General features: G+C 59.6%; 15 protein-coding genes. 3 read left to right on the top strand and 12 right to left on the bottom strand.

Annotated elements, in window-relative coordinates:
- Nucleotide 1: 1 nt before the first annotated feature.
- The 7 genes from HKK57_RS23855 to HKK57_RS23825 form a co-directional block, all read right to left on the bottom strand.
- Entirely contained in the window at nt 2–628 is a 627-nt protein-coding gene (locus HKK57_RS23855; RefSeq protein WP_169390913.1) for a LysE family translocator, read from the bottom strand.
- 95 nt (nt 629–723) lie between these two features.
- Entirely contained in the window at nt 724–1,950 is a 1,227-nt protein-coding gene (locus HKK57_RS23850) for a carbohydrate porin (RefSeq protein WP_237150448.1), read from the bottom strand.
- Nucleotides 1,951–2,064: 114 nt separating this feature from the next.
- Nucleotides 2,065–4,470 (bottom strand): glucose/quinate/shikimate family membrane-bound PQQ-dependent dehydrogenase, encoded by a 2,406-nt coding sequence (locus tag HKK57_RS23845; RefSeq protein WP_169390911.1) that lies wholly within the window; start codon nt 4,468–4,470, stop codon nt 2,065–2,067.
- 1,360 nt (nt 4,471–5,830) lie between these two features.
- A complete protein-coding gene (locus HKK57_RS23840) occupies nt 5,831–8,296 on the bottom strand; it encodes a TonB-dependent siderophore receptor (RefSeq protein ID WP_083335474.1) in 2,466 nt (821 codons plus the stop codon).
- 97 nt (nt 8,297–8,393) lie between these two features.
- A complete protein-coding gene (locus HKK57_RS23835; RefSeq protein ID WP_169390910.1) occupies nt 8,394–9,356 on the bottom strand; it encodes a FecR domain-containing protein in 963 nt (320 codons plus the stop codon).
- Nucleotides 9,353–9,868 carry a sigma-70 family RNA polymerase sigma factor gene (locus HKK57_RS23830; protein ID WP_224791073.1) on the bottom strand — a complete coding sequence of 172 codons (516 nt, stop codon included), beginning with the start codon at nt 9,866–9,868 and terminating at the stop codon, nt 9,353–9,355. The genes HKK57_RS23835 and HKK57_RS23830 overlap by 4 nt, the downstream gene beginning before the upstream one ends.
- A 416-nt stretch (nt 9,869–10,284) precedes the next feature.
- A complete protein-coding gene (locus tag HKK57_RS23825; protein WP_070996240.1) occupies nt 10,285–10,848 on the bottom strand; it encodes a recombinase family protein in 564 nt (187 codons plus the stop codon).
- A gap of 317 nt (nt 10,849–11,165) precedes the next feature.
- Between HKK57_RS23825 and HKK57_RS23820 the strand changes: the two genes are divergently transcribed.
- Complete coding sequence (locus tag HKK57_RS23820) at nt 11,166–12,233, top strand: fatty acid desaturase (protein WP_169390909.1); 1,068 nt, start codon at nt 11,166–11,168, stop codon at nt 12,231–12,233.
- 130 nt (nt 12,234–12,363) lie between these two features.
- Nucleotides 12,364–13,509: a serine hydrolase domain-containing protein gene (locus HKK57_RS23815; protein ID WP_169390908.1), complete on the top strand. Its 1,146-nt coding sequence runs from the start codon at nt 12,364–12,366 to the stop codon at nt 13,507–13,509.
- Between the two features lie 50 nt (nt 13,510–13,559).
- Here HKK57_RS23815 and HKK57_RS23810 read toward each other — a convergent pair whose 3' ends face one another.
- On the bottom strand, nt 13,560–14,957 hold the full coding sequence (locus HKK57_RS23810) for an MFS transporter (protein WP_169390907.1): 1,398 nt from the start codon (nt 14,955–14,957) through the stop codon (nt 13,560–13,562).
- A gap of 129 nt (nt 14,958–15,086) precedes the next feature.
- Between HKK57_RS23810 and HKK57_RS23805 the strand changes: the two genes are divergently transcribed.
- Complete coding sequence (locus HKK57_RS23805; protein WP_169390906.1) at nt 15,087–15,977, top strand: LysR substrate-binding domain-containing protein; 891 nt, start codon at nt 15,087–15,089, stop codon at nt 15,975–15,977.
- 37 nt (nt 15,978–16,014) lie between these two features.
- On the opposite strand, the gene HKK57_RS23800 is transcribed toward HKK57_RS23805, so the two are convergent.
- The 4 genes from HKK57_RS23800 to HKK57_RS23785 form a co-directional block, all read right to left on the bottom strand.
- On the bottom strand, nt 16,015–16,677 hold the full coding sequence (locus HKK57_RS23800; RefSeq protein WP_169390905.1) for a hypothetical protein: 663 nt from the start codon (nt 16,675–16,677) through the stop codon (nt 16,015–16,017).
- A 200-nt stretch (nt 16,678–16,877) separates the two neighbouring features.
- Complete coding sequence (locus tag HKK57_RS23795; protein WP_029290610.1) at nt 16,878–19,403, bottom strand: TonB-dependent siderophore receptor; 2,526 nt, start codon at nt 19,401–19,403, stop codon at nt 16,878–16,880.
- Between the two features lie 100 nt (nt 19,404–19,503).
- Nucleotides 19,504–20,445: a FecR domain-containing protein gene (locus HKK57_RS23790; protein ID WP_029290611.1), complete on the bottom strand. Its 942-nt coding sequence runs from the start codon at nt 20,443–20,445 to the stop codon at nt 19,504–19,506.
- Nucleotides 20,442–20,927 (bottom strand): sigma-70 family RNA polymerase sigma factor, encoded by a 486-nt coding sequence (locus HKK57_RS23785; RefSeq protein WP_029290612.1) that lies wholly within the window; start codon nt 20,925–20,927, stop codon nt 20,442–20,444. The genes HKK57_RS23790 and HKK57_RS23785 overlap by 4 nt, the downstream gene beginning before the upstream one ends.
- Nucleotides 20,928–21,134 lie beyond the last annotated feature (207 nt).

The raw sequence follows: 21,134 nt of genomic DNA, 5'->3' as shown, positions 1-21,134 counted from the left end.
TCTATTTTTGACTGAGTGCCGCCACCGAAAGCCCGGACGCGACGAAGGTCAGTCCGGCGCCCACGTTCAGGCCATTGACCACTTTTGGCTTGCGCTGCAGCCATGTCGACAGCCGCGTCGCAAAAATCCCCATGAGCGCAAAGCCCAGTGCGGTCAACGCGGCGAACCAGGCACCGTAGACCATCATCTGCATGGTGACCGAGCCCAATGACGGGTTGACGAACTGGGGGATGAATGCCAGCACAAACAGCCCCGGCTTGGGGTTCAGCGCCGCCGACAGGAAGCCAGTGAGGAAGATGCTTTTGAGCGGTTGCCGCGCCGCCGGCTTGAAGTTGATCAGGCTGCGCGAGCGCAGGACCTTGATGCCCAGCCATAACAGGTAGCTGGCGCCGATTACCTTGACCACCCAGAAGGCCACGGCGGATGTCTGCATCAGCAGGGTCAGGCCCAGCGATGCCGTAGCCACGTGAAACAGAATCCCGGTGCCTGACGCGATCCCCGAAATGGCTGCGGCCATACGCCCTTGGCTCAGGCCCCTGGCGATTGCCAGCAGATTGTCCGGTCCGGGGGAGAGCACCAATAACAGGCAGGCAGCGCTATAAGTCAGCCAGATATCCAGTGGGAACATTACGACAGTCCTTTCGTCAACGGTTCAAGTCCGCCATCGTGTTCCAACCGGATAACCCGGATCAAGCTTAATTCAACTGCCTGAAAGCTTGCGCTTCAGAACGTCGCCTTCACTTGCAGGCCCAGTATCAGCGCGTTGTCGATCTTCTCCGCGGAAAACGCCCCCGGTTCAATGATGTACTGCACATCCGGGCGCAGGATCAGCCAAGGCGTGGCTTGGTAGCCGTAACTCAGTTCGAGCAACTGTTCGGCACTGTCCAGGTTGGGGAAAGCATTGTCGCTGGCTTCTGCGGCCTGTTGCAGCACATCGCGGCTGCGTGGGTTGGGCACCGCACGGCCATATCCCAGGGCAACGGTGTCCCGTGGCCGGCCGGCGAACGGTTTGTACAGCACCAGGCCGGCGCCGTACCAGCGGCTGAATGGCGACGCTACCTTGCTCGCGGCCGAGTACTGGCCGAACGCATGCAAGGTGCGGCCCTCCGAGGTCTGGGAGTTCCACAGGGCCTGGTCGATCAGCAGATAATGGCCGCCGCGGCCGCTGACGTGTTTATCGCTGCCGATGCGTTGCACGTTGGAGCTGTCGTAGTAATAGCCGAGCTTGTACTCGCCGGGCAGTTCGCTGGCGTGCTTGTAGACCAGTTCGATGGGCACTACGGTGCCGGTGGTGTGCTTGGGCCCCACATGCCAGGCGCGGCTGGAGTTGCCGTTGCTTTGCGGGTCGACATTGAACGCCGCCACGCGCAATTGCCAGGCCGGCGAAAAGTCATACTTCACCCGTGCGCCCAGGTGTGCGTTGGGGTAGTTGGTCCAACCGCTGCCGCCGGACATGTTCAGCGGGTGCCCGCAGAAACCGGCGTTCATGAAGTTGCACAGGATCCCGCTGTCGAGGCCGCCCAGATCGTTGCCCATGGCCATATAACCGAGCTTGAGGTTCAGCGCCGGGGTGAACAGGGTGCGCTCATAACTCAACTCGGTAAGGCGGGTGTAGAGCCCACCGTAGTTTTCCTGGATCGGCAGGCGGTTGCCCACCAGATCCTCGGAGGCGCTATTGCCACGGCGGTCGTTGACCGTCAGTTGGATCTTGTCACCGTTGTGCAGGCCATACAGTTTGCCCAGGTCCAGCTGCACGCCAAGCTTGATGTTTTGCGAGTAACGCGCCGAACGATGCTGGCCGCCATGGGCGTTATAGGCGGTTTCGCCGCTGTAGTCGCCGGTGAACTTGATGCCTTGCTCGTCGAGCTGATGGCGCAGCCCACCCCAGTCGCCGGTGAGGGTGCTGCCGTAGGCGGGCAATATGGCGCCCAGCAGCAGGCTGCCGAGCAAGCGGGTAGAGAGAGTATTCAACGCGAGGTCTTCCTGGAAAAATCACACTATCAGTGGGAGCCGGGAAGTCCGGCTCCCACCTTCAAACAGCGGCGCATAAGCGCCGCGTGGGGCTCAAGGCAGGGCGTAGGCGATTACGTAGTCGCCACGGTCGGTGGACTGGCGCGCACCACCGGCCGTGATGACCACATATTGCTTGCCGGTCTTGGGTGACACGTAAGTCATCGGCCCACCCTGGCTGCCCACGGGCAGGCGGGCTTTCCAGGCTTCTTCGCCATTGGCGCTGTTGAAGGCGCGCAGGTAGAAGTCCTGGGTGCCGGCGATAAACACCAGGCCGCCCTGGGTGGACAGGGTACCGCCCAGGGTCGGCAGGCCCACCTTGATCGGCAGGTGCATGCGAATGCCCAGTGGGCCGGTGTCTTCAACCGTGCCAACGGGTACTTGCCAGGCAATTTTCTGGGTTTTCATGTCGATGGCGGTCAAGGTGCCGAATGGCGGTGCCTGGCACGGAATGCCGGCCACCGACAGGAAGCGGTTTTTGTTCACGGCGTAGGGCGTGCCCTTGAGCGGGACCGCGCCCATCCCGGTGTTCAGCGCTTCGCCACCGGAGGAGGCCTGGGCCTTGTTCTGCGACGGGATCATCTGGATCCACAGGCCCAGGCGCATATCGTTGACGAAGATAAAGCCATGCACCGGGTCGGTGGAAATGCTGCCCCAGTTCATACCGCCCAGGGAACCCGGGAAGCTCAGTGACTTATCGGTACCCGGTGCGGTGTACAAGCCTTCGTAGCGCATGCTTTTGAAGTCGATGCGGCACAGCAACTGGTCATAGGGGGTTGCGCCCCACATGTCCGATTCGCTCAGGGTTTGCGCGCCGATCTGCGGCATGCCCACGGACCTTGGCTGGGTGGGGGAGTATGGCTCATTGGGAATATTGGCAGCCTTGACGGGCACTTCTTCTACAGCGGTCAGCGGCTTGCCGGTGGCGCGGTCCAGTACATAGATCTGCCCGGCCTTGGTGCCGATCACCACGGCCGGTACGGTCTTGCCGTCGGCCAGGGTGAAGTCGATCAGGCTCGGTTGCATCGGCAGGTCGAAGTCCCAGAGGTCGTTGTGGACGGTCTGGTACACCCACTTTTCTTCACCGGTGGAGGCGTCCAGCGCCAGTACGGAGGCGCCGTATTTGTGGTTGAGCTGGGTGCGTTCGACACCATAGATATCGGTGGACGAGCTACCCATCGGCAGGAATACAGTATTCATCAGCGGGTCATAGGACATCGGCGCCCAGCTGTTGGGGGTGCTGCGCACATAGGTACTGTCTGCGGCAGGCGCTTGCTTGTCTTCAGGGTTGCCCGGGTCGAACGCCCAGCGCATTTGCCCGCTGATCACATCAAAACCGCGGATCACGCCGCCTGGCATATCGGTCTGGACGTTATCGGCGACGCGCCCGCCAACCACCACGGTGGTGCCGGCCATCAAGGGCGCCGAGGACAGCTGGTAATAGCTGTCCGGCACATTGCCCAGGCCGGCTTTCAGATCCACTTGGCCGTGGTTGCCAAAGCCTTCGCAGAACTCACCGGTATCGGCATCCACCGCAATCAGCCGTGCATCGATGGTATTGGTCAATAGGCGTCGCTGGCATTGCGCACCGGCGGGCACGCTGGCGGCAATGATCGGCGAACTGTTGGCCTGGTTCGGTTGGGCGATGGGCGCACTGGCGTCGAAATAGGCCATGCCACGGCAGCGCTGCCATACCGCTGATTGGGCGTTGATGCTGTTCTTCCACAGCTCTTTGCCGGTATCGGCATCCAGCGCGATCAGGTTGTTATGGGGCGTGCAGATAAACACCTTGTTGCCGATCTGCAGGGGCGTGAGTTGATCTTCGGCGCCGTTGCCGTCGCTGATGGCCACATCACCGGTGCGATAGGTCCAGGCCACCTTGAGCTTGTCGACGTTGCTGCGATTGATCTGGTCCAGTGCCGCAAAACGGCTGCCGCCTTCGGTGTTGCCGTAGTGTGCCCAGTCCTTCTGCGTCTCTGCCGGCGCAACGGGTGTCAAGCCTGGGCCATCGCCGTTTGGCGCGACGCTGGGGTGGGCGACAAACATATTGCCCGCCGCCACGGCCAGCGCCACCGCCAGCACGCCCGCCACACCGTAGGCACCACGGCCTGCGGCCGGTGCCAGCCACGGATAGACCAGCGCTACCGCCAGGCCAATAACGGCGAACATGAACAGCCGCGAAAACAGTGGCCAGAACACCAGGCCTACATCCAATACAGCCCACACGGCAGTGCCGAGCAGAAAGGCAGCGAACAACCAGGCACCCGCCGGTTTGCGCTGTGCAATCAACAGACCCGCGATGGCCATGGCCACGCCGCCGACCAGGAAGTAGCCCGAGCCTCCCAGACTCAGCAGTTTTGCGCCGCCGACAGCCAAGGCCACGCCGAGCAGGACGATAATGACGCCTAAGCCCAGCAACAGGAATCGAGAGGCGCCAGTGGCGCGGTGTGTGTGTTTCATGTCGAGAAAGCCCGAGGGTGATGGTCCAGGGGGGTAATGATAGCAAGCTAATTAACTGCTTGGTACATTCTATCTGCGCCCAAAAGCAAAAGCCCCGATTAACGGGGCTTTCGCTGGGTGTAGGGCGGCGGGTCAGCTCTCACATTTGATTGTTGGTGTGACGCAAATTTGTGCTTGGCAAAGATCCTCTGTGGGAGCGGGCTTGCCCGCGATAGCGGTGGTTCAGTCACTGTATTTGGCGGCTGATAGACCGCTATCGCAGGCAAGCCAGCTCCCACATTTGACTGTCGGTGTGACGCAAATTTGTGCTTGGCAAAGATCCCCTGTGGGAGCGGGCTTGCCCGCGATGGCGGTGGTTCAGTCACTGTATTTGGCGGCTGATAGACCGCTATCGCAGGCAAGCCAGCTCCCACATTTGACTGTCGGTGTGACGCAAATTTGTGCTTGGCAAAGATCCCCTGTGGGAGCGGGCTTGCTCGCGATGGCGGTGGTTCAGTCACTGTATTTGGCGGCTGATAGACCGCTATCGCAGGCAAGCCAGCTCCCACATTTGATTGTTGGTGTGACGCAAATTTGTGCTTGGCAAAGATCCCCTGTGGGAGCGGGCTTGCCCGCGATAGCGGTGGTTCAGTCACTATGTTTGGCGGCTGATAGACCGCTATCGCAGGCAAGCCAGCTCCCACATTTGACTGTCGGTGTGACGCAAATTTGTGCTTGGCAAAGATCCCCTGTGGGAGCGGGCTTGCTCGCGATGGCGGTGGTTCCGTCACTATGTTTGGTGGCTGATAGACCGCTATCGCAGGCAAGCCAGCTCCCACATTTGATTGTTGGTGTGACGCAAATTTGTGCTTGGCAAAGATCCCCTGTGGGAGCGGGCTTGCCCGCGATAGCGGTGGTTCAGTCACTATGTTTGGCGGCTGATAGACCGCTATCGCAGGCAAGCCAGCTCCCACATTTGACTGTCGGTGTGACGCAAATTTGTGCTTGGCAAAGATCCCCTGTGGGAGCGGGCTTGCTCGCGATGGCGGTGGTTCCGTCACTATGTTTGGTGGCTGATAGACCGCTATCGCAGGCAAGCCAGCTCCCACATTTGACCGTCGGTGTGACGCAAATTTGTGCTTGGCAAAGATCCCCTGTGGGAGCGGGCTTGCCCGCGATGGCGGTGGTTCAGTCACTATGTTTGGCGGCTGATAGACCGCTATCGCAGGCAAGCCAGCTCCCACATTTGATTGTCGGTGTGACGCAAATTTGTGCTTGGCCAAGATCCCCTGTGGGAGCGGGCTTGCCCGCGATAGCGGTGGTTCAGTCACTACATTTGGTGGCTGACACACCGCTAGTATCCGAAACCTCCCGCTGCCCCTTAGAAGGAATACTTCGCCGTAACGGTAAAGTTACGTGGGTCGCCAAATACGTCGTACGGGCTCCAGGTCGAGTTGCTGGCGATGCCCTGGTAGTACTTCTTGTCGAAGACGTTATTGATGTTCAGCTGGGTATCCAGATGCTTATCCACCTGGTAACCCGCCATCAGCCCGACCAGGGCGTAGGCATCCTGTTCGATATGGAATTTGCCGAACACGTTGCTGCCTTTGTTGAACGTCGCGCTCTGGCTATAGAGGTTGGCGCCGATGCGCCATTGGCTCATGTCGCCTTGCAGACGGTAGGTGGTATTGGCCTTGAACATGTGGCGCGGGACGTCGGTGTCGAACAGCGTGCCTTCCTTGCTCTTGTCCGCATCTTTTTCGTACTTGGCCTGGGCGAAGGTGTAGCCGGCAGCCACTTGCCAGTTGGGCGTCAGGGCACCGTTGATCTCCAGTTCCAGGCCCTGGCTGCGTACCTTGCCGGCGGCTTCATAGCAGCCGTAGCTGCCGACGGGGATGACCCGGCAGACGCTGGAGTCGGCCACTTCCGCCGCCCGATTGAGCTGGTCGATCTGGAACAGCGAAGCGCTGGCGTTCAGCGCGCCGCCAAAGTATTCGCCCTTGATACCCACTTCGTAGTTTTCGCCGGTGATCGGCTTGATCCCGTTACCTTCGCCATTCTTCTCGGTCTGGGGCTGGAAGATATCGGTGTAGCTGGCATAGACCGAGTGGTTGTCGTCCAGGTCATAGATAACCCCGGCATAGCGGGTGACGTGGCGCACTTCCTTGGTTTTGCCCGAGGTGTAGTACTGATCGTTGGTCTGGTCATAGATCGAGGTGGCGTCGTACCAGTCCAGGCGTGCGCCGAGGATGACTTTCAGTGGGTCGGCAAGGTTCCAGCGGGTGGTCAGGTAGAGACCTTCCTGATCCACTTTGTCATTGAGGGAGTAAACGTCCGGAACGGTTGGTCTAGCCAGGCCCTTGGGGCTGAAGCCGTTGATGTCGGGTACGCCGACAAACACGTGGCCGCCGGTGGCCTCGGTCTTGAGCTGGCGCTTGCTGGCGCCCACCACCAGTTCATGTTGGCGGCCCAATAGCGAGAAGGGGCCACTGGCAAAAAAGTCATAGGTGGACTGGTCGAAGTCACGGCCCTGGTTGAAGATGCGCTGGCGGTAGGTGGCGTCGTTGTTGCGTTCGAGCACGCCGCCCATCATCTTGAATTCGGACCAGTTTTTTGAGGCGCCCAGGTGCAGGCGCCAATCGTTATCGAAGCGTTGATCGAGTTCGACGAACAGTGTCTTGTTGTTGACGTCCTGGTGCGACCAGCTGTATCCGAAAGTCTTGGAGCGGGAGAAACCCATATGGCTGCCATCCGGATTCACCGGCAAGCCGCCCCAGTTGATGTTGTTATTGTCGTTCTGGTCGGACGCCCCCACGGTCAGGGTCGTACTGTCACTCAGGTCGAACTCGCTGATCCCGTAGAACACGCCGCGCTCGCGCCCGGCGTAATCCTGATAGCTGTCCTTGTCGTTGTAGGCGCCGACAAAGCGGCCACGCACGGTGCCGCTGGCATTGACCGGGCCGGAAACGTCCAGTTCGCTGCGGTAGTTGTCCCAACTGCCGGCGCTGCCGGTGATGCTGGCCTGGAACTCCTTGGTGGGACGCTTGCGCACCATGTTGATGGCGGCCGATGGGTTGCCGGCGCCTTGCATCATGCCGGTGGCGCCGCGTACCACTTCGACGCGGTCGTAGGGGGCCAGGTCGGCGGCCGCCACCCAGTCGGCGTTATAGGTGGTGGGCAGGCCATCGAACATCAGGTTGGTGATGGGAAAACCCCGGGCAAAGTACTCGCTGTTGGCCGGGCGCGAGGCCGACAACCGCAGCCCAGGCGTGGCCTGGACGACGTCGTCAAGGCTGCGCATGCCTTGGTCGTCCATGCGCTGGCGGGTGATCACTGTGACCGATTGCGGCGTCTCGCGCAGGGACAATGGCAGCTTGGTCGCGGTCTGCATCGCCCCGGTGGTGTAGGACCCGCTGTTTTCAGTGGTCGACCCAAGGGCCAGGCCGCTGACGGTAGTCGCGCCCAGCTCGACAGCGCCGCTGGCTTGGCTGCGCGGTATCAGCAGGTAGTTGCCGCTGGCATTGCGCGTAACGGCCAGACCACTGTCCACCAGCAGGCGGTCCAGACCCTCATGCACCCCAAAGTCACCCCGCAGCGCCGGCGCGCGCTTGCCCTGCACCAGGGCCGGATCAAAGGGCAGGGTGATCCCGGCCACCTGGGCGAAACTGTTGAGTGACTCTTCCAGCGACCCGGCGGCCAGGTCGTAATGGCGGCTCTCGGCCTGTTCGGCCTGGACGGCAAAGCTGGCCAGCGGCAGGCCAGTCGCGGCGCCCAGCAACAGGCTCTGGAGGGTTAGCGCCAGAACGCTGCGATGCAGGGGGCGAGGGGGAATCAACGCTTGGGACATGAACGGCGAGCTCCTTTCGAATGACGAGGTGTGTTGCCTGTCTGTCGAAGGGCTGGGCAAAACCCGTAAAAGTTTTTGCGATATTTTCTCATCCGGCTCAACGAGCGACGACACGGGTCCAGAGCGGCGTAAAGCGCTCGATGCGTACCGGCAGCGAATCACTCAGGGCGCTCAAGGCGCGGTCGATGTCATCGAGCTGGAAAACTCCCGAGACCTCTAACTGCGCGATGGCGGGATCGCAGTGCAACCAGCCATGGCGATAACGCGCCAGCTCGGCGCTCAGGTCCCCCAGGTGCATGCGTTTGGCGACCAATTGCCCACGGGTCCAGGCGCTGGCGTTGAGGGTGCTGATCTGGACACGGTGGCTGCCGTTGGCATCAATCAGGTATTCCTCACCGGCGGCAACCAGGACCGGCTCGCCAGCACCTTGAATGGCCACCACGCCATCCTCGACCCGCAGGCGCGTACCCTGTTGCTCGTCACGCACTGCAAAGGCGGTGCCGATGGCCTGTAACTGCGCATGCCGGGTGCTGACCCAGAAGCTGCGGCGCCCACCGGGATCGGCGTTGTCCTTGCCGGTATCGATGAAAATCTCGCCACGGCGCAGGGTGATCAGCCGACGCTGGGCGCCCAATTGCACGTCCACCGTACTGGCCGTGTTCAGTTGCAGGCGGGTGCCGTCGCTCAGCAGGAACTGCCGCCGTTCGCCCACCCCGGTGGCATAGTCCGCGCCCCAGGGCACCAGCGTGCTTTCGCGCAGTGACCAGCCGGTAACGCCACAGGCAAGCAGCCCCACCCCCAGCAGCTTGAGGGCCTGGCGCCGGCTGTGATGATTGTCGTTGAGGCGCTCGAGGGTATCCTGGGCCACGGTGCCGGGCAGCGCGGCCAGGCTCTGAAAGGTGGCGTCGCTTTTTTGCAGCGCTTGCCAGACGGTTTCATGCAGTGCATCGGCCTGGCGCCAGCGTTGGCAGGCTTCCAGGACCTCTGGGGTCGCGCCGCTGGACTCGATTCGCACCAGCCAGCCGACCGCTTGGTCCAGCACGTCATCTGGCGCGATCATCGTTGCGCCAGGTAGCAGTGGCGAATGGCAGTGGCCATGTACTTCTCCACCGAGCTGAGACTGATGGCCAGGCGCTCGGCGATCTCCTTGTAACTGAGGCCTTCGAGCCGCGACATCAGGAACGCCATGCGCACCTTGGGGCGCAGGCCATCGAGCAGTGCGTCGATGCGCACCAGGGTTTCCAACAGGATCAGCTGCGACTCCGGTGACGGCACCCCAGCTTCCGGGAGGTGGGCAATGGCTTGCAGGTAAGCCCGTTCGACTCGCTGGCGCCGCACGCGATCTACCAGTAGCCCGTGAGCCACCGTACTCAACCAGGCTCGTGGCTGACGCAACTCCTGTAACCGCTCCGGCTTGCCGAGGATGTGCACAAAGGTGTCGTGAGCCAGGTCCGCAGCGTTGTCGCCATGGCGCAGCCGCTTGCGCAACCAGTCCAGCAACCACGCGTGGTGATCGATGTATAGCGTGCGGATTTCGGCGTGAGGGGCTGAAGGAGTGGATGGCGACGACACGAAAAGCCTCCGCGCGATAACAGGATGCATTTGAGAATTCGTCGCATCTTAGTGTGGGTGTTGGTGTTCAGCAAGCAAAGTTGCTCACAAACCGGATAAACCAACTGGCGCATTTGCGTGGTGGTGCCTGCACGATCATCCGGCGGATGGGAGCTCAAAGCCGGTATTACCCACCGCAAGCCCAACCCACTAAACTGCGGGCCGACGTCGAATCAGGGAGAAGGCGCTCTATGTACATAGGTGAACTGGCATAACGTACTCATGGGTTGCCTTATCCGCTGACGATGAAACTGAAGTAGATAAGGCAGGGTAGAGCTTGTCCCAAGGGACAGAGTCAAGTGCGATGGTTATGTGAGGCGGCGCAGGTTTGAATACGCCTGCAGCCACCCACATTTGCACCGCAGGTAACTGGCCCTCTAAGTAGATCTCAAGTACCGATAAAGTGTCTGGCGGCTTATTTCAAAATCACGCGCTAGTTTGGATTTACTTTCTCCAGTGCCGGCGCGGTCAATTAAACTTACAACCTGATTGTCAGACAGTTTTTTCTTTCGGCCTCTATAAGCCCCACGCATTTTTGCGCTGGCAATGCCTATTGCCTGTTTTTCCCTCGTTGCTGCGCGCTCGAACTCTGCGATCAGTTCCATTACCGCAATGATGGGTTCCATGACTTCAAGGCAGTCATGCCGAAAGACCAGGTTTTCGTTCAAAAACTCCAGGGTTACCTGCTTTTCAATCAGCCGGCGAGTGATGGTGCACAGTTGCTCGGTGCTTGAGGTGAGCGATGTCATGCTGTCGACCACCACAGTGTCCCCGCACTGTGTGTAGCGAATCAGCCTTTCCAGGCCAGGGCGATTCGCGGCATGGTCTGCAGGGTCATCGCAAAACACTGCGTCAAATACATCATGGCTCGTTTTTTTCTCCGCGCTACCCTCGGATTCTTGTAGAGAGAGCCGAAAATATTTGATGCGATGCAATCTCATGGTGCCTCCTTGGCAATACTTGTACGCAGTTATTTTATCCTTGTACAAACTGTAACTAAATTATTAAAAATTACACAAATGCCTGTAACACTAAGCTCGCCCAAAATACACAGTTGCAAAGAACTGAACTTGTCTTATCATTTTGAAGCTTGGAATGATCCTAACAAGTTTTTCGAAAGCAGTCGATTTCATATTTATTGAGTGGCGCGAGTGAGTTTGCCCAATAAGTTTGAATGCCTGCTGTTTATCGCTCAGACAATTGACTTGACCGGCTTGACGAAGCTGGTAATTCCCCGACGCAAACAGAGGATGAATGGATGAAAGTCTTGGAAGACACCAGCGGAATTGACCGCCAAAGTACCGATCAGGAAAAGATTGATACTGTCACCCGGCGAATTACCGAACATGGGAACTACCTGCGCAAGCGCTACCCGCTCCTGCAGCATCAGGATGCTTTGGGGGCGGGTGTCATGGTGTTTTCCCTGGTAGGAATGGCGGTCACGGGAGGGCTCTACATCAAGGGTTTTATCCCGGGGTGGATGTGTATTTTTATCAATGCTCTGCTGACTTCGTTTATCCATGAAATCGAACATGACTTGATTCATCGGCTTTATTTCCGAAAACAACCACTGGCCCATAATGCCATGATGTTTTTTTGCTGGTTGGCTCGACCGGGAATGCCCAGCCCTTGGCTAAGGCGCAGTCTGCACTTTCATCACCATAAAGAGTCCGGAACTGATTCGGATGTGGAGGCCTGGATTACCACCAGCGGTAGCCCTTGGGGAATGCTCCGGTTATTGAAACTGATGGATGGGTTTGTATTTGGTTTCCTGAATGCGGTTTTTGCTCCGGGGTGGCGGCAAAAGGTAAGATTGTTAGGCAAGATTATTCGACTCAATACACCTTTCGGGCTTTTGTACTGGGGGTGCTGGTATGTGTTCCTCGGTTACCACCTGTATGTCTGGTTTGGTTCAATCGTGGGAGAGGAGGTTAATAGTTCTGCTACGACATTGGCGTTAATGGAAGTCGTCAATAGCGTAGTCGTTATTCTGATCGCTCCCAATCTTATAAGGCAGTTCTGCCTGTTCTTTATCAGCTCCAATATGCACTACTACGGTGATGTTGCCCCGCGTAATGCATTACAACAAACCCAGGTAATGAACCCTTGGTGGTTGTGGCCGTTCCAGATGTTCTGCTTTAACTTCGGCAGTACTCACAGTATTCACCACTTTGTTGTGCGAGACCCATTCTACCTGCGTCAGATGACGGCCCCTTATGCGCATAAAGTCATGGCGCAGGCAGGTGTCAGATTCAATGACTTCGGCACCTATAAACGCGCGAACCGTTTTTCAATGGACCACTCTCAAACGCGTTCGCGGGGTTGAATGTTCCACGCACATTAAATGGTGGGTTCGCGAGAATAACGTTGTTTTAGTAATGGCCGGCCAGGCAGCAGGATCTTTCCTGCCGCCTGGCAAACCAAGGGCAGTACTTCAAATACCAGGAGTTTGATGCATGAAAGCGCAAGGGATATGTGCCAAGCAGTTTGAAGCGGTCCAGCAAGCCTTCGAGGACATGTTTGATGATCCACAAGAGCGTGGCGCCGGGCTCTGCGTGCAAGTAGATGGAGAGAGGGTTATCGACCTGTGGGCCGGTATGGCGGACCAGGAGGGGTCCAAGCCTTGGACCCGCGATACCCTGGCCAATACGTTTTGCGTGGTAAAACCCTATGTCGCGGTGGCTGTGCTGATGTTGGTCGAGCAGGGCAAGCTGGAGCTGGATGCGCCGGTGGCCCGTTACTGGCCCGAGTTCGCCCAAAGTGGCAAAGCCAAGGTGACCTTGCGCCAGGTGATGAACCACACTGCGGGCCTGCCGGCGCTGCGAGCCCCCGACCATAACCCCATGATGTTTGACTGGGACCATATGATACGGGTCCTGGAGGCCGAGCCGCTGTGGTGGGAGCCGGGCACAGACCTGGGGTATGGCACCACCACCTTCGGCTGGATTCTCGGCGAGTTGATTCGCAGGGTGGACGGGCGCGATGCCTGTGTCTTTATCCACGAAGAGATTCTGGACCCCCATGACCTCGAGGTTCACCTCGGTGTGGACGAAAAGCACTTTCACCGTATCGCTCGTTTCGACAATGCCACAGGCCGGGTCGGTGATCCCTACTCACAAGCGTTGCGGACCGTGCTGAAAAACCAGCCATTGCATATCGCGACATTTGCCTTCACCAACCCCGGTATGGTGCCTAGACGCACCAATGACCCTCGCTGGTGGGCGTATCGGCAACCGGCGGTGTGTGGACACGGCACCGCTCACGGCCTGGCCGGTTTCTATAGCGCCTTGCTGGCGGGAAATTTTATCGGTCGCGAACTGCTCAACGAGTTCACCCAAGAGCACAGTCACGGCATGGACCGGACATGGATGCGCCCAATGCGTTATGGATTAGGTTGCATGCTGGAGCAGCAAATCGATCCGACGGCTTCGCTGGCCATGGGCCCCAATGCCTTTGGCCATCTTGGGCTTGGCGGTCCGGTGAGTTTCGCCGACCCCGAAAGTCGAGTGAGCTTTGGTTTTGTCACTACGACTTCGGGTAGCCATACGATGATTGACCCCCGTCCTGGCCGGCTATCGGCTCTTGTTTATGCGGCGCTTTGAAGGGGGTTAATGTTCACCCGTGCTTGATCTTTCAACTGGCGCAGAGGCGTTCATCGTGCAAGCGCCAGCGTGCTGGCCTTGCCCGGCAGGATGAGCGCCGCACCTATCAAACCGAGCACGACCATGCACGCGGACACCAGAATGGCATAGCTAAAACCCTGTACCGAGCTTCCTCCGCCGGCCAGCACTGCAATGCTCACGGCCACACCCACAGCCAGGCCCACCGCAGAGCCGACTTCCTGGGTCGTGGTCAGCATGCCCCCCGCCAGCCCGTGATCCACTTCAGCCACGCCCTCGATACCGGCCACGGTCCACGCCGGAAACGCGATGCCATAACCCACGCCTGCCAACACCGTGCCGGGGAGGATGGAGAGGGCCCAGGACGTATCCACGGCCAACGACATGCCCAGCAGCGCGAGGCCGGCAATGAACAGGGTCATGCCGCCGAGAATGACTGGCTTGGTGTCTACCCTGGCAATCAGTGCCGGCCCGGCCCAGGCGCTGGAGAGGGTGAAGGCGACCGCCATCGGGAGCAGCCCAAGGCCGGTCTGGGTGGCCGTAAAACCGAGGATTTCCTGCATATACAGCGCAACCACGACAAACGTCGGCCCCAGTGCCGTGTTCGCCAACAGCGACACCAGGTTCGCGCCGCCCGTTAGGCGCCTGCAGAAAATCGGAAGGGGCATCAACGGGTATTCGACTTTGCTTTCGACCCAGACGAACAAGGCCAGTAACCCCATGGCCAAAGCAATCAACCCATAGGTGACGGGAGACGAAAGGCCGACGTGCTCGCTGTTGGCAAACGCGAACACCAGTGTTGCGGCCCCCGCAGCGACCAGAATCGCTCCGCCTATGTCCAGGCGCCTTGCGCCCATTGCGGCATCGCGTTGGCCCACCGGCAGGTTGCCTGCCAGGGCTATCACCAACATACCCACGGGCACGTTGATCCACAGCACCCAACGCCAGCCCATGAGGTCGGTGATCATCCCGCCGAGGATCAGGCCTGCGACGAATCCGCTTGCAGCCACCGCAGTCCAGGCACCCAGGGCTCGGTTGCGTGAGGCCTGATCGGGGAAAAGCGCCAGTAGCAACGAAAACGCGGCGGGCGAAAATAAAGCCGCGCCAAAGCCTTGCATGGCCCGAGTGGCGATCAGCATGGCAGGGGTCTGTGAGAAGCCGCCAAGCAGGGAACCCAGGGTAAAGATCACCAACCCGAGCAGGAACACTCGCCGGCGACCAAGCATATCGGCGGCGCGTCCCCCCAACAGCAAAAAGCCGGCAATGGCGACGCCGTACGCGTTGATGACCCACTGCAAGGCGCCGGGCGTAAAGCCCAGGCTTTCCTGGATCTGCGGCAAAGGGATCATGGTGATGGAGAAGTCGAGCAGGGCGACGAATTGCGTCGTGCACAACAATATGAGGCAGAGCCGCCAACGAGGGTGATTCATAGGGGTATCCTGATTGATATAGTTTTTCTAATGATGTTTAACTTCGCTAAACAAGGCTTATCATCAGATGCCCGTTGGCACAGTGGAAACGATCCTTTTTAGTCGCTGAATTTAGGAAAACTAAACTTCATGGCCACATCCCTTCCTTATCTGGCGTTACGTACCTTCGTTGAGGTAGGCCAGCGCGGCAGTATCAAGGCGGCCGCCCAGGCCCTGAACGTCACATCGGGTGCGGTCAGCCAACAGATTCGGCTTCTGGAGGATCGGGTAGGCATGCGGCTCTTCACCCGTGAGCGCAGCGGCTTGCGTCTTACTGAGGCCGGGGCCAGCGTGCATCCCGCCTTGCTCCAGGCGTTCGAACAGATCCAGGAGACGCTGCTGTCGCTGGAACAAGCCAAATCCTGGCAAACCCTGACGGTCAGTACCGTTGCTACGTTCGCGGCGTCGTGGCTGGTGCCGCGCCTGGGCCGTTTCAACCAGCGATATCCACACATCGAAGTGCGGGTCGAAGCGACGTCCGCCATCGCGGACATGCGCCGGGATCGAGTCGACGTTGCATTGCGCCATGGGCTTGGGGTCTATCCCAACTTGCACGTCACGCACTTGATGGCGCCGGTATTGGTACCGGTGGGCAGCCCCGCCCTGGTGCCCGCAAACGTTGTGCTCACGCAGCCGCAGGATTGCCTCGAATACCCCCTGTTGCACGACGCCGACCGCGCAGATTGGCCCTTATGGCTTTCGGCCCATGGCGTTAGCAACGACCCACGTGCCGAACGTGGGAGCGCTTTGGAAGATGACTTCCTGCTTATTCGCGCAGCAGAAGCCGGGCAGGGGCTCGCCCTGGTGCCAGTGGAATATGCGAAAGAGGAAATTGCGGCGGGCCGCCTCGTGCAAGTTTTGGACAAGCCTTGGCCTGCACGATTTGCCTACTACGTCGTGACCCGGCCGGAGGCGATGCAACGTGATGAGGTCAAGGCGTTTGTGGAGTGGGTTATCGAAGAGGCCCAGGGCACTAGATAGTCCCAAGCCAAGGGGCCACGAGGCGCAAAAGTGTAAATCAGCGGCTGTTTTCGGCGTTGCGTTCACAACCCGTCACTTGAGGATAAGGTCGACAAACCAGCACCATATCCTCCTTCGGGGCAAAGCCGTGATTAAGCATGCAGCGTTGCGCCTGGGCTGTGCGCCCGATGCTGGCGACCTTCAGATTCGACCCGAGTGGTTTTGGATAGCCGCAGGCGTACATCACTGGCAGCGTTTCCTGATCATTGGCAAGTTCCGCCGAGAAGTGGCGTGATGCACCCGCTTTACGCCAGGTGACCTGCATACTTTCATACCGACCAGAATCGGGTTTTATTGGGTAGAAGCCTTTATCTTCGCCATAGGGCAATGCTTCAAGTTGGGCGAGACTAAGCGGATGACCATTTTTTTCTTCGACGCAAGCGGGAATGTCCTTCGCTAATTCACAATACTCAAACCCATCTTTACGCTTGAAACCCAGGCGCTGCATACACTGGAAGTGCCGCACACGCTCGTTTATTGGGTAATGCATCATCGAACTGCCCACCGGCTCTCCACATTCCTCCATAGCCGCCCTGACACCGTCTGTGGTCGTGGACGTGCGTTGCCACCGCGTGAATTCGGCTGACGGCGGACAACCGGTGAGTAACAAAGACAGGGCGATCAGGGCCGGGAGGGTGATGATCTGACTTTTGCGGAACATACTGATCCTTGTTAGCTTGAGGCTGCGTCAATGTGCTTTGAATTTTTGGAATTTCAGGCGCGGTAATAGTCGCGCCACAGAGACATAAGGTGTTTTCAGCATGTCCTCAGGCGCATGAGCTAAATTCGCCCGGGCCTGAACGTACGCGTCGTACCCCCGGTGCCTTGGCGCAGGGGGACGCTGTACTGCCGAGGAACCGCCTAGAAGCTGTATTTCACATTGAACATCACGTTGCGCGGCGCCCCCCAGAACACTGTGCCGTAATTGCCAATACCACTGTAGTAGTGCTTGTCGAACAGATTGTTGACGTTGAGGGTAGCCTTCAGGTCGCGGGTGACATCATAGCCGCCAACCAGTCCCACCAGGGCGTAAGACTTCTGCTCGAATTTGGCGGTTGGGTCTTTGATCTCGTACCAATCCTCGTCGCTTGGCTTAAAGAACGTCGAACTCTGCCAGTAGGCATTGCCGCCCACGGTGAATTTGTGCCAATCGCCCTGCAAGCGGTAGTTGGTTGCCATCTTGAGCAGGTGCTGCGGCTGGTTGGTGGCCACGCGCCGGTCAGCCGCGTTATGGGACTCGGCAAAGGTGTAGCCGGCCATCACCTGCAGGTCATTCAGAAGTTCGCCGTTTACTTCCAACTCGACGCCGCGAGTCGTCACGCCTTTCTCTGCCCGATAGGCACTGCTACCGCTCGGTGTGCTACCGCCGGTGGGGACGGCGAAGTTGTCCTGCTTGAGCTCGAACAGCGCCATGCTGGCATTTAGGCGGTTGTCGAAGTAGGCGCCCTTGATGCCGACTTCATAACTTTCGCCGGTGAGCGGGTCGATAGGTTTACCGTCCGGGCCGAGGCTGTAGGCCTGCGGTTTGAAGATGTCGGTGTAGCTGGCGTAGACCGTGTGGTAGGCATCCAGGTCGTAGGTGATACCGGCATAAGGCACGATTTCGCTTGAGTTGGTGGCGCTGGCCGGAAGGCGGCGACCGATGGCGTTGATCGTGTCGATGTCCCATTTGTAGTCGACGATCCGTGCGCCCAGGATCACTGCCAGCGCGTCGGTCGGTTTAAGGATGGTGGCCGCGAACCCGACTTTCTGCCGTGCTTGGATATTGAAGGTCGACCACCATTCGAAGTCCCTCGGTGTCTCGCCATAGCCATCCCACTGGAATACATCGTCGATGATGCCATTGGTAACCCCGTCGTGGCGCTTGGACGTGGATTCGGTACGGGCGATGCTGTAGCCGAATACGGCTTCGTGCATGCGACCACCCAGCGAAAACGGGCCGCGGGCATACAGGTCCAGGCCTTTTTCCTTGCTGGTAGTGTTGAACTTGCTCGCGGTGCCGCTGTTATTCACGTAGCCGCTGTCGCGGTCGACGTTGCCGCCGATGAAACCGTGGGAGATGCTTGCGTCGGCCTGAATGGCCTCACTGCTGATGCCCGAGATCAGCTCCCGCGAACGGTAGTCGCGGCTACTGGCGACCCCCTTGAGGACCCAGTCGTTGTCGAAGCTGTGGGCCAACTCCACGAAAGTGCGCTGGGTTTCCTGATTACGCCAGGTCCAGCGATCGGCAGCGTTGGTGTCACGGTCGAACCTGGCCCTGCGGCCATCTATAAAGAACGCGGGCAGGGCACCGGTTGTGCTGCCGTTGTCATAGTTTTTCTGTACGTCGTGGCCGAGTGTGAGCAGGGTTTTCTCGCTCAAGTCGGCTTCCAGCACACCGTAGAAGGTATTTTGTTCGCCGGTCAGGTAGTCGACATAACTGCGCTGAGACTGCGTACCCGCGACCATGCGGCCACGGATATTGCCGCTGTCGGTCAACGGCCCGGCGAAGTCAAAATCGGCCTGGTATTTATCCCAGGAGCCTGCGCCGACACTGATATGGCCCTGCGCCTCGGCAGTCGGGCGCTTGCGCACTAGGTTGATGACCCCCGAAGGATTGCCGGAGCCGTTGACCAGGCCGGTCGCACCCTTGAGCACTTCGACTCGGTCATAGATCAGGCTGTTGCCGATACTGTAGTTGTCGCGCAATGAGCCGCCGTCCGAGGACAGGCTGGGCACGCCATCGAACTGGAAGTTATCCAGCTTGAAACCGCGCGAATAGAAAGTGAAGGCCTCGGAGCTTTCCTGGTTGACGGTGATGCCGGGGGTTTGCTTCAGGACATCGGAGACACTTTGCAGATTCTGGTCGTCCATCTGCTGGCGTGTTACTACGCTGATTGACTGTGGCGTCTTGCGCAGGCTCAGGTCCAGGCGTGTGGCGGCGGCGGTTGCGCCGGTGGTGTAGGATCCACTGCCTTCTGTGGTGACGCTCAAGCTTTGGCCGGTGATGCTGGTTGCATCCAGTTGCAGCGCTGAACCGGCCTGCGCCTGAGGCGCAAGCACCCAATTGTTACCCACCAGCAGGGCCTCCAGCCCGCTACCAGCCAGTAGTTGGGAAAATCCCTGCTCGGTGCTGAAGCGACCTTTTAGCCCGCGACTCTGCAGCCCCTGGGTCAGCGCCGCATCAAACGATAGCAGCACCCCGGCCTCGCGGGCGAAGCGGTTCAAGGTTGCTACCAACGGCCCAGGGGCAATGTCGTAAACGCGGCTGACCTGTTCGGCATGGGCCTGGGCGTCCGGTGACAGCAGCGGGGCCAGCATCCCGGCCTGCAGCGCGATGGCGCTGCCAAGCAGCAGGGGGGTGAGGTGTGTTCGGCGCGCGTGTGAGTAGATTGTCGCTCTAGACATGACAGCTCCTTAAAATGCCTGTTTGGGCGGTTTTCAGAAGAGCTCGTACGAGAGTGGCCAATCCGACAATGCAACTGAGAATTTCTTTCATTCGTTTGGTTTAAACGGCCGGGGTGAGCCTGACCCAATAGCGCGTCCAGGTATTGACCTTTAGCTTTAGCGCCCCGGCGATTGCCACCAGTGCGCGGTCGGTGTCATCCAACGGGTACACCCCAGCGAGACGCAGCTGCGCTACATCGTCACTACAGCTCAACACACCCGGGCGGTAACGCTGGAGTTCGGCCAGGGCGCGGCGCAGCGGCCAGCCGTCCAACACCAACTGACCATCGCGCCACACAGTGCTGGCAAGGTCAGCCGGACGGGGCTTGGACAGCGGCCCGCTGTTGAACGCCAGGGCCATGCCGGCATCGACCCGCACCTCGTGTTCGCTTGCGGCGTTGTGCACCGCGACAGCGTGTTCGATGACGATCAGCTCGGTGCGGTCTGCATGCAGGCGCACGTTGAAGCGGGTACCGAGGGCGCGCATTCGGCCATGCACCGTGTGCACGCGCAACGGGCGTGGGTCGTTAGCGGTGTAAACGGCAATCTCGCCCTCGACCAGTTCTATCAGCCGCTGGTCTGCGCTGTAGCGGATATCGACGGCAGAATCTGTATTGAGCGTCAGCCGCGTGCCGTCCTCCAAGGTCAGGCTGCGGCGTTCGCCCTTGACGGTGCGCACGTCGGCCAACCAAACCGGCGAGTGGCGATAACCCGTCCAGACAGCCCCTGAAACGCCAAGACCCAGCACCAGGCCCTTGAGGAGCGTACGCCGCCCCAGTTCCCCATGGCCTGCGACAAGGGTGTGCCGTGCCAGCGGACCGGGAACACCGGCAAGATCTGCCTGCAACCGCTCAAGGCGCTCCCACGCCCAACCGTGCAACGGCGACTGATCGAGCCAGACCTGCCACTGCCTGCGGTTATCCGCACAGTCACGCGCCGCGTGGAGCCGCGCATGCCATTGCGCCGCCTCGCGCAGGGCTTTGCGTTGATCGGAAGGATTCATAGTTGCGCATCGAAAGCAAACAGCAGGCACCGCTCTGTCGCCTTGGCCATGTACTTGGTCACCGAGCTGACGGACACCCCGAGGCGCTGCGCGACATCAGCGTAGCTCAGGCCATCGAGCTGTACGTACAGGAAGGTATCGCGCACTTTCTGGCCCAGGCCGTCGAGCATGGCATCCAGTTGCAGCAGGGTTTCCAGCATCAGTAGGCGCTGTTCGGGGGAGCACTCCTCGAGGAGCGGCTGGCTGCCCAGAAACTCAATATAGGCCTGCTCCAGGTTGCGTCGGCGCAATTGGTCGATCATCACCCTGCGGGCCACCGTGGCCAGGAAGCTGCGCGGCTCTCTCAATGGTTGGCGCAGTGCGCTGCTGATCAGGCGCACGAACGTGTCCTGGGTAATATCCGCCGCACGATCTGCATCACCTAGGCGCCTACGCACCCAGCCCTGAAGCCATTGGCTGTGATCGCGATAGAGCGCATGCATATCATCCTGGGGGGAGGATTCGGGCGACTGAGGGTAGGACACCTAGATCTTCCTGGTTACAAGATGCGGATAAGAATGGATCTTAATTATAAGCGGACGAGGAAGGTTTGCAATGCAGTAGAAGGGGGCGATTCAAGTACGCGAATAGGTTGGGGACGCTGCCAGGCCCTCGGCAGTGCTACAGCGTCCTGCGTAGGGAAGGTATGC

The sequence above is a fragment of the Pseudomonas sp. ADAK21 genome (genome assembly GCF_012935735.1).
Taxonomy (GTDB): Bacteria; Pseudomonadota; Gammaproteobacteria; order Pseudomonadales; family Pseudomonadaceae; genus Aquipseudomonas; species Aquipseudomonas proteolytica.
The sequence above is the reverse complement of the archived record's forward strand: the minus strand, read 5'-3'. Positions and strand labels throughout refer to the sequence as shown.

Coding starts and splice junctions, on each gene's coding strand:
- HKK57_RS23855 (WP_169390913.1), bottom strand. CDS start 628: ATGTTCCCACTGGATATCTGGCTGACTTATAGCGCTGCCTGCCTGTTA.
- HKK57_RS23845 (WP_169390911.1), bottom strand. CDS start 4,470: ATGAAACACACACACCGCGCCACTGGCGCCTCTCGATTCCTGTTGCTG.
- HKK57_RS23840 (WP_083335474.1), bottom strand. CDS start 8,296: ATGTCCCAAGCGTTGATTCCCCCTCGCCCCCTGCATCGCAGCGTTCTG.
- HKK57_RS23835 (WP_169390910.1), bottom strand. CDS start 9,356: ATGATCGCGCCAGATGACGTGCTGGACCAAGCGGTCGGCTGGCTGGTG.
- HKK57_RS23825 (WP_070996240.1), bottom strand. CDS start 10,848: ATGAGATTGCATCGCATCAAATATTTTCGGCTCTCTCTACAAGAATCC.
- HKK57_RS23820 (WP_169390909.1), top strand. CDS start 11,166: ATGAAAGTCTTGGAAGACACCAGCGGAATTGACCGCCAAAGTACCGAT.
- HKK57_RS23815 (WP_169390908.1), top strand. CDS start 12,364: ATGAAAGCGCAAGGGATATGTGCCAAGCAGTTTGAAGCGGTCCAGCAA.
- HKK57_RS23810 (WP_169390907.1), bottom strand. CDS start 14,957: ATGAATCACCCTCGTTGGCGGCTCTGCCTCATATTGTTGTGCACGACG.
- HKK57_RS23805 (WP_169390906.1), top strand. CDS start 15,087: ATGGCCACATCCCTTCCTTATCTGGCGTTACGTACCTTCGTTGAGGTA.
- HKK57_RS23800 (WP_169390905.1), bottom strand. CDS start 16,677: ATGTTCCGCAAAAGTCAGATCATCACCCTCCCGGCCCTGATCGCCCTG.
- HKK57_RS23795 (WP_029290610.1), bottom strand. CDS start 19,403: ATGTCTAGAGCGACAATCTACTCACACGCGCGCCGAACACACCTCACC.
- HKK57_RS23790 (WP_029290611.1), bottom strand. CDS start 20,445: ATGAATCCTTCCGATCAACGCAAAGCCCTGCGCGAGGCGGCGCAATGG.
- HKK57_RS23785 (WP_029290612.1), bottom strand. CDS start 20,927: ATGCATGCGCTCTATCGCGATCACAGCCAATGGCTTCAGGGCTGGGTG.